10 protein-coding genes are annotated in these 13,874 nt (G+C 64.4%); 9 read left to right on the top strand and 1 reads right to left on the bottom strand.

The window, feature by feature from the left end:
• Positions 1–353 precede the first annotated feature (353 nt).
• The 3 genes from AUL36_RS07420 (at position 354) to AUL36_RS07410 (ending at position 5,803) form a co-directional block, all read left to right on the top strand.
• Positions 354–1,757: an NAD(P)-dependent oxidoreductase gene (locus AUL36_RS07420; RefSeq protein WP_156418303.1), complete on the top strand. Its 1,404-nt coding sequence runs from the start codon at positions 354–356 to the stop codon at positions 1,755–1,757.
• Positions 1,758–1,789: 32 nt separating this feature from the next.
• Entirely contained in the window at positions 1,790–3,133 is a 1,344-nt protein-coding gene (gene preA / locus AUL36_RS07415) for an NAD-dependent dihydropyrimidine dehydrogenase subunit PreA (RefSeq protein WP_062219402.1), read from the top strand.
• A 219-nt stretch (positions 3,134–3,352) separates the two neighbouring features.
• The gene (locus AUL36_RS07410; RefSeq protein ID WP_062219400.1) at positions 3,353–5,803 is read left to right on the top strand and encodes a putative bifunctional diguanylate cyclase/phosphodiesterase; all 2,451 of its coding nucleotides are present in this window, start codon (positions 3,353–3,355) and stop codon (positions 5,801–5,803) included.
• A gap of 6 nt (positions 5,804–5,809) precedes the next feature.
• On the opposite strand, the gene AUL36_RS07405 is transcribed toward AUL36_RS07410, so the two are convergent.
• Positions 5,810–6,499, bottom strand: a complete 690-nt coding sequence (locus AUL36_RS07405) for a TetR family transcriptional regulator C-terminal domain-containing protein (RefSeq protein WP_062219394.1) — start codon at positions 6,497–6,499, stop codon at positions 5,810–5,812.
• 310 nt (positions 6,500–6,809) lie between these two features.
• On the opposite strand from AUL36_RS07405, the gene AUL36_RS07400 reads away from it, so the two are divergent.
• From AUL36_RS07400 to AUL36_RS07375, 6 genes are read left to right on the top strand one after another with little or no spacing between them, the layout of a single operon-like run.
• Entirely contained in the window at positions 6,810–8,057 is a 1,248-nt protein-coding gene (locus AUL36_RS07400) for a Zn-dependent hydrolase (protein ID WP_062219671.1), read from the top strand.
• A 35-nt stretch (positions 8,058–8,092) separates the two neighbouring features.
• Positions 8,093–9,541, top strand: coding sequence for a dihydropyrimidinase (gene hydA / locus AUL36_RS07395; protein ID WP_062219392.1), 1,449 nt, complete (start codon positions 8,093–8,095; stop codon positions 9,539–9,541).
• Positions 9,542–9,550: 9 nt separating this feature from the next.
• Entirely contained in the window at positions 9,551–10,387 is an 837-nt protein-coding gene (locus AUL36_RS07390) for an ABC transporter ATP-binding protein (RefSeq protein ID WP_082655696.1), read from the top strand.
• Between the two features lie 54 nt (positions 10,388–10,441).
• The gene (locus AUL36_RS07385; RefSeq protein WP_062219668.1) at positions 10,442–11,344 is read left to right on the top strand and encodes an ABC transporter permease; all 903 of its coding nucleotides are present in this window, start codon (positions 10,442–10,444) and stop codon (positions 11,342–11,344) included.
• Positions 11,341–12,309, top strand: coding sequence for an ABC transporter permease (locus AUL36_RS07380; protein WP_082655695.1), 969 nt, complete (start codon positions 11,341–11,343; stop codon positions 12,307–12,309). The genes AUL36_RS07385 and AUL36_RS07380 overlap by 4 nt, the downstream gene beginning before the upstream one ends.
• A gap of 26 nt (positions 12,310–12,335) precedes the next feature.
• A complete protein-coding gene (locus tag AUL36_RS07375; RefSeq protein ID WP_058600275.1) occupies positions 12,336–13,325 on the top strand; it encodes an ABC transporter substrate-binding protein in 990 nt (329 codons plus the stop codon).
• Positions 13,326–13,874 lie beyond the last annotated feature (549 nt).

Here is a 13,874-nt window from a genome sequence, read left to right as displayed (position 1 = left end):
GAATCCCGATGGTCTCGCATCTCCGGCAGCGCCGGAGCGAAGGGGATTTACCCCGCCTCACGATGGGAGCAAGCCCATGGGACGAGATTGCGCAAAAATGAGGACAAACTCCTATCCCCTGCCCATGAATTGGCGCTGGTTTGCCGCTGCAGAAGGCAAACTCATCTTTCTTTTGACCAAACGATAAAAACTTTTGACGGACACGAATCTTCGAAGCATTCTGATTTGGAACGGTTCGAAACTCGGTGTTCCCAAACTTTCGCGGGGCTCGGCCGTGATGCCAGCAAACCGCTGAGGCGCGCCTCGCAAGCCATGGTCGCGACGCGCCGAAGCCCTTGCCCGAAGGGTTTCCCATGTCCGAAATCCGCATGAGCCCACCCGACATCGCCGCCGGCCGACTGGCGACTGAGAATCTCGCCCGAGGCTTTTCCGACATTCATCCGCCGCTGGAGGCGCATGAGGCGCTTGTCGAGGCCGACCGCTGCTACTTCTGCTATGATGCGCCCTGTATGCGAGCCTGCCCGACCTCGATCGACGTGCCGCTTTTCATTCGCGAAATTCAGGCGGGCAACCCGGTCGGCGCGGCCAAGACGATCTTCGAGGCCAATATTCTGGGCGGCATGTGCGCCCGCGTCTGCCCGACCGAGACGCTCTGCGAGGAAGCCTGCGTGCGCGAGGCGGCCGAGGGCAAGCCGGTCAAGATCGGCCTGCTTCAGCGCTTCGCCACGGACCATCTGATCGAGGCCGGTCGCCATCCCTTCCAGCGCGCGGCACCGACGGGGCACAGCGTCGCCGTGGTCGGGGCCGGACCGGCGGGCCTGTCCTGTGCCCATCGCCTCGCGATGCTCGGCCATAGCGTCACGCTCTACGACGCTCGGCCCAAGCCTGGCGGCCTCAACGAATATGGCATCGCGGCCTACAAGGCGACGAATGGTTTCGCGCAGGCCGAGGTGGAGTTCATCATGGAGATCGGCGGCATCACGCTCGTCAACGATCAGGCGCTCGGGCGCGACCTGCATCTGGTCGATCTGCGCGCGCAGTTCGACGCGGTGTTTCTGGGGCTCGGCCTTGCCGGGGTCAACGCGCTGGGCGCGGAAGGGGAAGCCAGTTCCGGCTCGCACGACGCGGTGGCTTGGATCGCGGAGCTACGTCAGACCACGAATCTGTCCGAGCTCCCGGTCGGGCGGCGGGTGGTGGTGATCGGCGGCGGCATGACGGCGATCGACGCTGCCGTGCAGGCCAAGGCTCTGGGCGCGGAAGAGGTGACGCTGGCTTATCGACGCGGACGCGAGGAGATGAACGCGTCGCGCTACGAGCAGGAGATCGCGCAGACGCGCGGCGTCCATATTCGCTGTCATCTGACGCCCCGGCGGATTCTGGCCGAGAACGGTCATGTGCGCGGCATCGAGTTGGAGCGCACGCGCAGCGTGGAGGGCCAACTGGAGCTGACCGGCGAGATCGTGACGATCGAAGCCGATCAGGTGTTCAAGGCGATCGGACAGCAGTTTCTGCCCAGCGGGACGGGTGAGGGCACCGGCTTGTCGATGGAGCGAGGCCGCATCCGGGTCGATGCCGAGCGACGCACAAGCCTGCCCGGAGTCTGGGCTGGCGGTGACTGCGTGTCCGACGGGAGCGATCTGACGGTCGTGGCGGTGGAGGACGGCAAACAGGCTGCGTTGTCGATTCATAGGATGCTGTCGGCTGCCGCGTCGGTTCGCGACGATACTACAGCCGACTTGGCGCTCGCCGCGCGCTGATCCCGAAGACCGGACGATTTGGAGACACGATCATGGCAGACCTGTCGACGAGCTTCATCGGGATATCCTCGCCCAACCCGTTTTGGCTGGCCTCGGCCCCGCCGACCGACAAGGAATACAATGTCCAGCGCGCGTTCGAAGCGGGCTGGGGCGGCGTCGTCTGGAAGACGCTGGGAGAGGGCGATCCGGTCGTCAACGTCAACGGCCCGCGCTATGGCGCAATCCACGGGCCGGACCGCCGGCTTCTCGGCCTCAACAATATCGAGCTGATCACCGACCGCTCGCTGGAGCTCAATCTGGAGGAGATCGCGCGGGTCAAGCGCAACTGGCCGGACCGGGCGATGATCGTCTCGCTCATGGTGCCATGCGAGGAGAAGAGCTGGCAGTCCATTCTGGCGCGTGTCGAAGAAACGGGCTGCGACGGTGTCGAGTTGAACTTCGGCTGCCCGCACGGCATGTCGGAGCGCGGCATGGGCTCGGCCGTTGGTCAGGTGCCCGAATATATTGAAATGGTCGCCGCCTGGTGCAAGACGCATTCGCGCCTGCCGGTGATCGTCAAGCTGACGCCCAATATCACCGACATCCGCTATCCCGCGCGCGCCGCCCGCCGCGGCGGTGCCGACGCGGTGTCGCTGATCAACACGATCTCCTCCATCGTCTCGATCGACCTCGACAATTTCGCCCCGACGCCGACCATCGACGGCAAGGGCAGCCATGGCGGCTATTGCGGGCCGGCGGTGAAACCGATCGCGCTCAACATGGTGGCCGAGATCGCCCGCGATGGCGAGACGCGCGGCCTGCCCATGTCGGGGATCGGCGGTATCACAACCTGGCGGGACGCGGCCGAATTCATCGCGCTCGGCTGCGGCACGGTGCAGGTCTGCACGGCGGCCATGACCTACGGATTCAAGGTTGTGAAGGAGATGACGTCGGGTCTCTCGGATTGGATGGACGAAAAAGGCTACCGCACGATCGAGGACTTCCGCGGCCGCGCCGCGCCCAACGTCACCGACTGGCAGTATCTCAACCTCAATTACGTCACCAAGGCCCGAATCAATCAGGACCTGTGTATCAGTTGCGGGCGCTGCCATATCGCCTGCGAGGACACATCGCATCAGGCGATCACCAATATGGTGAATGGTCGTCGCCGGTTCGAGGTGATCGACGAGGAATGCGTCGGCTGCAACCTGTGCGTCAATGTCTGCCCGGTCGAGTCCTGTATCACGATGGAGCCGATCCATGGCATCGACCCGCGCACGGGCAAATCCATACCCGACTCCTACTCCAACTGGACCGTGCATCCCAACAACCCGATGCGCAAGGAGGCGTTGCAGTTCGCGCCGGAGCCCGTGGTTCTGCCCAATGCTGCTGAATGATTGACCGAAATCTTTGCAACCTTGGGGAGCGGGCTCGAGTGTTTCGGCTGGGTTGTTCCCAACGACCCGCCCGAACCTGCGGCGAAGATAGCATTGAAAGTATGTTTCTTCGCGGCCGGTTCGTAACGGAAGAATAAGATGCGGATGCGAGTGTCGAGTGTGATGTCAGGGCGCGAACCTCGAAACGGGTGAGCGCTCGCAAGAGCATGAGTTGGCCTCGTGAAGTCCATAAACGCCAAACTTCTGATCAGCGGTTTGCTACTGGCGCTTCTGTCCGGCTTCGCCGGGCTTGTGGTCATTCAAAGCAATCGATCCGCCGCCGAGATCGCGACGGCGATGATCCACCAGGGCATCGATCCCCTCGATCAACTGGAGGGGGCCGCTCGCTCGCTGGGTGATCTGGAGCGGCGGTTCAATGCCGTGCCCGATTCGCTGAGCGAATTGCCGATGTTGAGGACCGAGGAGGCCGCCGAGCTTCTGACAAGCCTGACCGAGATCGTGCGCAAGGTGCGCGGTGCCATGGTCGCACTTCCCAACGGCGGTCAAGGCCACAAGCTCGATCAGCTCTTCTATTCAATCAACCGTCTGCGCACCTCCGAAGGCGACGTGACGCATCGGCTCGTCCGTCGCGAGCTGGCCAATATTCTGAACGAGGTGGACGCCGCGATCGATTTGATCCGCGACGATCTCATTCGTATGCATGAGCGCACGCAGTCCGAGCGCCGCACCATCGATCTGGCTGTGATGGCGGGGGGCACCGGCGGGTTGTTGATCGGCCTTCTGCTGATCCTTTATCTATCGCGCAGCATCTCGCGTCCGATCCGCAGCGCAGCCACAATTCTTCGTCAGGTCGGAGGAGCACCCAATAGCGGGAGCCACCATCAGACGAGCGACATGATGGCTGATCTTGAAGCGGCGATCCGCTTCGTGGAAACCGTAATCGAGACCAAGGACCGCTCGTCGAAGCTTCTGAAGTCCACCTCGGCGGCTCACATACAGGCCGCGGTGGAACGTCAGCAGAACCGTCTGAGAATAGCTCTCGACGCCTTGCAAAAACCGCTCTGCCTCGTGGACGAGGGCGGTCGCATGACCGACGCGAACGCGGCCTTCCTTCAGATGTTTCCGGGCCTTACGGTCGGCAGTCACATCTCGTCCTGGACCGACCATACCCAACTGACACAGCTTCTTGCGGCGCGGGCTCAGGATGAGGTGGTGACGTTCCCGGACGGGTGGACATGCCGTGTGCGGTGCCATTCCAACCCGATCGATAACGGCGTCATCGCCGTCTTCAACGAACTCACGAACCAGGACACCGCGCAGCGCGAGCTGGAGCGGATCTCGTCGCAGGATTCCCTGACTGGCCTGTTGAACCGGGATGCTTTCCATCACGATCTGGAAAACGCCTTGAAAGTAGGCGAGACCCCGTTCTTCGTCGTGGTGGTGGACGTGGTGGCGTTCAAGACCGTCAACACGACGCTGGGTCTGACGGCGGGCGACGAGCTTCTACGCGCGGTCGGCGAGCGGCTGAGCGCGATAGCAGGCCCCGGCGGGCGCGTGGCGCGCTTGGCGGGTGACGAATTCGGCCTGATCGTGAGAAGCGAGAATGCCGTGCAGGCGCCCGAACGGTTCGGCCGGGTCATCGTGCAGGACTTCGCGCGTCGCCCTGTCACGATCGTCGGCCGTCCTCTGGCGGTGCGGATCGCAGTCGGCGTGGTGCCGGACCTCCAGCCCGGCAGCGGGCTCGATGTCCAGACCGTCATGCGCGACTGCGAAATCGCCCTTGCGACCGCCAAGAAGAGCGCGTCCGACCCCTTCTGCGTCTACGCGCCCGAAATTCAGAAAGAGCATCAGAACCGCCAGGACATCGAACGCGATCTGCGCGAAGCGCTGGCGCGCGGCGAGTTCGAACTGCACTTCCAGCCCTTTGTCGACGTGAAGCGCGGTTGCGTCTCGGGCTTCGAGGCGCTGGTGCGCTGGAACTCCCCGACACGCGGCCGCGTGTCGCCCGGCGTGTTCATTCCGATCATGGAAGAAACCGGTCTGATCGTGCCGCTCGGACTTTTCGTCCTGCGCGATGCCTGTCGGCAGGCGGCTCACTGGCCGGAAGGGTTGACCCTGTCCATCAACCTGTCGCCGCGCCAGTTCGAGGGCGGGGACATCGTGGCCGACGTGCGCCAAGCGCTGGCCGAGACCCGGCTCGACCCCAAGCGCCTTCAGCTCGAAGTCACCGAATCGCTGTTCCTCTCGGACGGCGACCGGGTTCTCACGGTGCTGAACGCCCTGCGTGGGCTGGGCGTGGCCATGTCAATGGACGATTTCGGGACTGGCTATTCCTCGCTCGGCTATCTCAGCCGGTTCCCCTTCGACAAGATCAAGATCGACCAGTCCTTCGTGCGCGATCTCGACCGCAAGGAGAACATGGCGATCGTGCGCGCGGTGCTGGGCCTTGGCGCCTCGATGAAGCTCGCCGTCATCGCCGAAGGCGTGGAAACGGCGGAGCAGATGCGGGTGCTGCAGGAGGAGGGCTGCGACGAGATGCAGGGCTATCTCTTCTCGCGCCCCCGACCCGCGGGCGATCTGCCCAAGATGCTGGTCGACATCAAGGAAGGCTTCCAGCAGGGCCGTTTCGGCAGAGAGGTGAACGTCATACCCATGCTTCGCAGCGTCTGATCGCCCCTACGGCGCCTTGGCGATGACTCGCTCGCTCGCAGCGTCCGCAGAATGTCTGACGCCGCCCAGGATGATGCCGAGGACCGCCTGTGTCGTCTCGGCGAGAAAGTCCGGCGATTTCGACCGATCGCCCAGCACCGCGTCGATCTGCACCGCGAAATCCGCATAGTGCTGCGTCGTCGCCCATATGACGAAAATGAGATGGACGGGATCGACGGGCGCAAGCCGACCGGTATCGATCCAATGGCGGATCACGGCCGCCTTTGCCTCCACCAACACCCGTAGCTCGGTCTGGAGAAAGGCGCGAAGAACCGGCGCGCCGTTGAGGATTTCATTGGCGAAGAGACGCGAAGCTTCCGGCTGCTCGAACGACATGCGCAGCTTGTCCTCGATATAGGCTCGGAGCTCCGTTTCCGGGTCACCGTCGCGCTCCAGTGTGCGCAACGGAGAAAGCCACTGCGTCAGCGTGCGCTGAAGCACGGCCTCGTAGATATCCTCCTTCCGGCGGAAGTAATAAAGAAGGTTCGGCTTCGACATGCCCGCACGCTGCGCGATCTGATCGATCGTCGAGCCGCGAAAGCCATAGGCCGCAAAGATCGGCAGCGCTGCCTGGAGTATGGTTTCACGGTTGGCCGCTTGGATGCGCGTCTGCGCTCGCGCTCCGGTCTCGCCACTGGACGCCGCTTCGGTTTTCATGCTGCAGCTGCCTCAAGTTTTTGCGCTGCAATCACCTGCATCGGATTCATGCAAATCGACCTTGACCGTCTTCTGCGGAGCTTCTAGCCTCTGTTTTGACCATAGAGTCAATGAACAGGGCGAGGGGGCGCAAGCGGTAAAACCGTTCACCGAACGGGGGGCGAAACCACGAGCGCACCGCACCCGATCCCTTCTTCACCCGCTTGTCGGGGTCGACCGTCGCCTCTTGGTTGGGCGGCGAACGAGGTGTGGCGCGCGCAGCGCCCTGGCCTCTGGATGCTAGTCTTCAGCCTGCATGGACGTGATCCGAATGAGCCTTCTTTCCAATCTCCAAACCAATGGCGACCGTCTCTGGCAGGCGTTGGAGGACATGGCGAGGGTCGGACCTGGGATCGCGGGCGGCAACAACCGCCAGACTTTGACGGATGCCGACAGCGAGGGCCGCCATCTTTTTCGCCGCTGGGCGGAGGCCGCAGGCCTGACCATGGCCGTCGATACGATGGGCAATATGTTCTTTCGGCGCGAGGGCGCGGAGCCCGACCTCGATCCGGTCTATATGGGCTCGCATCTCGACACGCAGCCGACGGGCGGAAAATATGACGGCGTTCTGGGTGTGCTCGGCGCGCTCGAAGTCGTGCGCAGCCTGGACGATCTCGGCATCCGCACGCGGCGGCCCATCGTCATCGTCAACTGGACCAACGAGGAAGGGACGCGCTTCGCCCCCGCCATGCTCTCATCCGGCGTCTTCGCGGGCTTACATGACGAGACCTGGGCGAAGAGCCGCGTGGATGCCAAGGGCCTGCGGTTCGGCGACGAGCTGAAGCGGATCGGCTGGGAGGGCGCGGAGCCGGTCGGCCAGCGCCCGATCCATGCGCTGTTCGAACTCCATATCGAGCAAGGGCCGATCCTGGAGGACGAAGGCATCGACATCGGTGTCGTCACGCACGGGCAGGGGCTCTACTGGCTGGAGGTGACGCTCACCGGGCGCGAAAGCCATACGGGCTCGACGCCCATGCCCAAGCGCCGCAACGCCGGCCTCGGGCTCGCCCGCGTGACGGAGCTCGTGCATCGCGTGGCGATGGCGCGCCAGCCCGACGCGGTCGGAGCCATCGGGCATATCGATGTCTATCCGAACTCGCGCAACATCATCGCCGGCCGTGTCACCTTCACGATCGACATTCGCTCGCCCGACAAGGCCGTACTGGATACCATGCGCGCCGAGATTGAAGCCGGCATCACTGAGATCGCCTCCGACCTCTCGCTGGAGGCATCCGTCGAAGAGGTCGGGCATTTCGATCCCGTCACCTTCGATCCCGCCTGCGTCGCCGCCGTGCGCGCGGCGGCCGAGCGGCTGGGATACAGCCATCGCGACATCGTGTCGGGTGCGGGTCATGACGCCTGCTGGATCAACCGCGTGGCGCCGACCTCCATGATCTTCTGCCCCTGCGAGGGGGGGCTCAGCCACAACGAAGCCGAAGCCATCACGCCGGAATGGGCCAAGCGCGGCGCGGACGTGCTGCTGGGCGCGGTGGTGGAAACGGCGGGCGTCGTCGCCTGACGGCTGACGGTGCGGGACAGGACGGGGAGTTCAACATGAGCATTGCGATCAAGGGCGGCACCATCGTCACCGCCGATCTGACCTACCGGGCCGATATTCTGGTGGAAGGTGGCCAGATCGCCGCGATCGGTCCTGATCTCTCCGGCGACGAGGTGATCGACGCGTCGGGTGCTTACGTCATGCCGGGTGGCATCGACCCGCACACCCATCTCGAAATGCCCTTCATGGGCACGCACTCCTCGGACGATTTCGATACGGGCACGGCGGCGGGGCTGGCCGGCGGCACGACCATGGTGGTGGATTTCTGCCTGCCCGCGCCGGAGCAGGGACTGATCGACGCCTTGCAGGAATGGCATCAGAAAGCCGGCAAGGCGCGGTCCGACTATTCCTTTCATATGGCGATCACCTGGTGGGGCGAGCGCGTCTTTGCCGAGATGCCGAAGGTCGTTTCCGAGGGCATCAACACGTTCAAGCATTTCATGGCCTATAAAGGGGCCTTGATGGTGAACGACGACGAGATGTTCGCCTCCTTCTCGCGCTGCGCCGAGATCGGAGCCATGCCGCTCGTTCACGCCGAGAACGGCGATGTCGTCGCCTTTCTCCAGCAGAAGCTTCTGGGCGAGGGCAACAATGGGCCGGAAGCGCATGGCTATTCCCGCCCGCCCGAGGTGGAAGGCGAAGCCACCAACCGCGCGATTATGATTGCCGATCAGGCGGGCGTGCCGCTCTATGTCGTTCATGTCTCCTGCGAGGAAGCACACGAGGCCATCCGCCGGGCGCGGGCCAAAGGGATGCGCGTCTTCGGCGAGCCCTTGATCCAGCACCTGACGCTGGACGAGAGCGAATATCAGAACCCCGACTGGGACTACGCCGCCCGCCGCGTCATGAGCCCGCCCTTTCGCAATCGAAAGCATCAGGATTCACTCTGGGCCGGCCTTCAATCCGGCTCGCTTCAGGTCGTGGCGACCGATCACTGCGCCTTCACCAGCGAGCAGAAGCGCTTCGGTGTGGGAGATTTCACGAAGATCCCGAACGGCACGGGCGGCCTGGAAGATCGCCTCGCCGTGCTCTGGACCAAGGGCGTGAACACCGGCCGACTGACGATGAACGAATTCGTCGCCGCGACTTCCACCAACATCGCCAAGATCCTGAACATCTATCCGCGAAAGGGCGCGATCCTGCCGGGCGCGGATGCCGATCTCGTGGTCTGGGACCCGGCGGCCACCAAGACCGTTTCCGCCGCGACGCAGAAATCGGCCATCGACTACAATGTCTTCGAAGGGTTCGAATTGAAGGGTCTGCCCGCCGTCACCCTGTCTCGCGGCAAGATCGCCTATGCCAAGGGCGAGGTTCGGGCCAGCACGGGCGAAGGGCGCTTCGTCGAGCGCCCGGCCAATGCGCCGGTGGGTAAGGCACTCTCGACTTGGAAGGAACTGACCGCGCCGCGCAAGGTCGAGCGCTCCGGCATTCCGGCGGGCGTCTGAACCATGCGGATGGGGCTCGATCCGAGCGAGGCATCCTTGCGAGCAGCACTGAGCGTATCGACATCGGACGGCTCGAAGGTGATCGAGGCCGAGGGCCTGACGCTCACCTTCGAGACGGCGGACGGTCCCGTCCATGCATTGAAGGATGTCGGCCTCAGCGTGAACCGGGGCGAGTTCGTTTCCTTCATCGGCCCATCCGGCTGCGGCAAGACCACGCTTCTGCGCGTGATCGCCGATCTCGAACAGCCGACATCAGGTGCAATCCGTGTCAACGGTCTGTCGCCGGAAGAGGCTCGCCTTGCGCGCGCCTATGGCTACGTGTTTCAGGCGGCGGCGCTGTATCCCTGGCGCAATATCGAACGCAACGTCGCGCTCCCGCTGGAGATCATGGGCCTGCCGAAGGCGGAGCGCTCCGACCGCGTCAGCCGCAATCTCGATCTCGTCGGGCTTTCGGGCTTCGGGCGGAAATATCCCTGGCAGCTTTCCGGCGGTATGCAGCAACGCGCGTCCATCGCCCGCGCTCTGTCCTTCGACCCCGACCTTCTTTTGATGGATGAGCCCTTCGGGGCCTTGGATGAGATCGTGCGCGATCGGCTGAACGAGGAGCTTCTGAAGCTCTGGGCCAAGACCCGCAAGACCGTGATCTTCGTGACGCATTCCATTCCCGAAGCGGTGTTCCTGTCGACGCGCATCGTCGTGATGAGCCCGCGCCCCGGCCGGATCATCGACATCGTGGATTGCGATCTCGGCCCCGATCGCCCGCTCGAAATCCGCGAAACGCCGCGCTTTCTGGAAATCGCGCATCGCGTCCGCGAGGGGCTGAAGGCGGGGCACTCCTATGATTGAGCGCCGATCTTGAGCGCCGCACCACCCCTTGCCGAACCCGGCGCTGCCATCGGGCTGAGTACCCACCCGCGCCGTCGCTGGCCGAGCGGGGCAGGGCGATTCGGTCCCATTCTCGCGATCGTCGCCGTGTTGCTTCTGATCTGGTACGCAGCGGCCGTGCCGATGAACTGGCAGACGGAAGGCGATAAGCTCGCCCGGGCCGGGGCCGCCCCGGATTTTCTCAACCATGTCCTCGCCACATGGTCGGCGGAGCGGCCGATCCTGCCCGCGCCTCACCAGATCGCCATGGATCTCTGGAAGACCGTGGTGGAAACGCGCGTGTCCTCGCCGCGCTCGCTTCTGTTCCACGCCGGCGTCACGCTGTCCTCCACGCTGATCGGCTTCGTCATGGGCTCGGTGCTCGGCATCGCCTTGGCCATTGGCATCCTGCATTCGCGCACGCTCGACCGCAGCCTGATGCCCTGGATCATCGCTTCGCAGACGATCCCCATCCTCGCCATCGCGCCCATGATCATCGTCGTGCTGAATTCTGTGGGCATTTCCGGCCTGCTGCCGAAGGCGATCATTTCGACCTATCTGTCCTTCTTCCCGGTTACCGTTGGCATGGTGAAGGGCCTGCGGTCGCCCGATGCGATGCAGCTCGATCTCATGCGCTCCTATGCGGCCTCGCGCGGCCAGACGCTTTGGAAACTGCGCCTTCCCGCCTCGCTGCCGTTTCTCTTCGCCTCGATGAAGATCGCGGTTGCGGCCGCTCTGGTCGGCGCTATCGTCGGAGAACTGCCGACCGGCGCGGTGGCCGGGCTCGGCGCGCGGCTTCTGGCCGGCTCCTATTACGGGCAGACGATCCAGATCTGGTCGGCGCTGGTCGCGGCCTCGGTTCTGGCCGGGCTTCTGGTGGCGCTGATCGGCCTGGTCGAACGTCTGACCTTGCGCGCGAGCGGGGGAGCGCGCCGATGAGCCTTGCCCTGTCCCATCGCCCGCCGCAAGCAGATACGGCCGATTGGGCGGCTCTCGCTCTTGGCCTTGCTGCACTGGTTCTGGCCTTTCAGCTGCTTGCGCTGGGAGCGGTCGGCTCTCTCTTCTGGCTCTCGACGCTTGTCTTTTGGCTGGCGTCCTGGCGCGTTGCGGCGGCTTTGGCGCATGGCCGCTTCCTGGGCCTGCGCGCGGGCGGTGCGCTGGTGCCGGTCGTCTTCGGCCTGACACTTCTGTGCCTCTGGGAACTCGTGGTGCGCGGGCTCGTCGTGCCGGTGGTCCTTCTGCCCGCGCCTTCGGCCATCGGTGCGCGCCTCGGCAATTCCCTGCCGCTCCTCTGGGCGGATTTCCGACAGACCTTCCTGAAGGCGGTTCTGGCGGGCTACATCCTTGGCTGCGGGCTCGGCTTTCTCACTGCTCTGCTAGTGGATCGCTCGCCCTTTCTGCGGCGTGGCCTTCTGCCGATCGGCAATCTCATGTCGGCCCTGCCAATCATCGGCGTCGCTCCGATCATGGTCATGTGGTTCGGCTTCGACTGGCCGTCCAAGGCGGCCGTGGTCGTCATTATGACCTTCTTTCCCATGCTGGTGAACACGGTGGCGGGCCTCTCGGCGGCGGGCGCCATGGAGCGCGACCTGATGCGCACCTATGCGGCCTCACCGGGGCAGTCGCTTATGAGACTTCGGCTTCCTGCCGCCATGCCTTTCATCTTCAACGCGCTGAAAATCAATTCAACGCTGGCACTGATCGGCGCGATCGTGGCCGAATTCTTCGGCACGCCCATCGTCGGAATGGGCTTTCGCATCTCCGCCGAAATCGGCCGGCTGAACACCGACATGGTCTGGGCCGAAATCGCCGTGGCGGCTCTCGCCGGCTCCGGCTTCTATGCGCTCGTCGCCGTTGCCGAGCGGCTCGTCACCTTCTGGCATCCGTCCATGCGGAGCCGTTGAACCCCACCCTTCAAGGAGTGAAGCGAATGCGACGTTTGATGTCTGCCGGCCTTTTCGCCCTTCTCGCCAGCAGCGCCGCCCATGCGGCCGATCCGCTGACGCTTCAGCTCAAATGGGTCACGCAAGGCCAGTTCGCCGGCTATTATGTCGCCAAGGAAAAGGGCTTTTATGACGAAGCCGGCCTCGATGTGACGATCAAGCCGGGCGGCCCGGATGTTGCGCCCGAGCAGGTGATCGCCGGCGGCGGCGCGGATGTGATCGTGGACTGGATGCCAGCCGCGCTGGCCGCGCGCGAAAAGGGCCTGCCGCTCGTCAACATCGCGCAGCCCTTCAAGGCGTCGGGCATGGAACTGACTTGCCGCAAGGACACAGGCATCGCCGCGCCGGCCGACTTCAAGGGCAAGACGCTCGGCGTCTGGTTCTCGGGCAACGAATATCCGTTCCTGTCCTGGATGTCGAAGCTCAAGCTCTCGACGCAGGGCGGGCCGGATGGTGTCACCGTGGTCAAGCAGGGCTTCAACGTCGATCCGCTGATCCAGAAGCAGGCCGACTGCATCTCGACCATGACCTATAACGAATATTGGCAGGTCATCGACGCCGGCATTCCCGCCGACCAGCTCACCGTCTTCAAATACGAGGACCAGGGCGTCGCGACGCTGGAGGACGGTCTCTACACGACGGAGGCCAAGCTCGCCGACCCCGCCATGGTCGACAAGCTTGCCCGTTTCGTGAAGGCCTCGATGAAGGGCTGGGCCTATGCGGCCGAGCATCCGGACGAGGCGGCCGAGATCGTGCTCGACAACGACTCGACCGGAGCCCAGACCGAAAGCCATCAAAAGCGCATGGTCTCCGAGGTCAACAAGCTCGTCGGCGGATCGGACGGCACGCTCGACGTGAAGGCCGCCGAGAACACGGTCGCCGTCCTGATGGGCGGCGGCTCCGATCCTGTCATCACGAAGAAGCCAGAGGGTGCCTGGACCAGCGCCGTCACGGACAAGATGAAGACGCTGAAATAGCGCTCGGCTCGAACCGGGCGCGGTGCCGCCGCGCCCAATCCTCAATGCGGGTTGGATTGGTGGAAACTCGGCCTTCAACCGCCGCAGGGGCTCAGCCATAGCGGGAGGACGCACGAGGGCGCGAACCGGAAAGCCGTGGCGGAGCGCGGCGCGGACGGTGGCGGATCCCTGAACGCCATTGGCGAGGGTGATGAGAACGGGGCGGGGGAGGCGGGCAGTGTCACGACGGACTCCTTCGGATCGGGTCCGTCAATGCCACGCGCCACAGCACAAGCCGACAGACCCCAAAAGCGCTCGGTGGAGCGCGGGGCTGTCGGGGATCGCGTGGGACATACGCGACCAGAGCTTTGCCAGGAGGGAAAGGGCTTGGGCCTACCCAGACCAAGCCTGCCATTTCGACGCGGTGATGGAAGCCGAGCCCTGGGCCTGCGTCGATAGCTCAGCCATGCGCGCCCTCACGGGCCGAGCCCAGCCGCTCGGCCGCCAGAACATCGCGGCGGATGTCGGCAGCGCGCTCGCCGGCGGGCTTGGAAAAGCGCGCGAGCAGGA

Source organism: Aureimonas sp. D3 (assembly GCF_001463805.1).
In the GTDB taxonomy this organism is placed as follows: Bacteria; Pseudomonadota; Alphaproteobacteria; order Rhizobiales; family Rhizobiaceae; genus Aureimonas; species Aureimonas ureilytica_A.
This window is presented reverse-complemented; position numbering and strand designations above follow the sequence as displayed.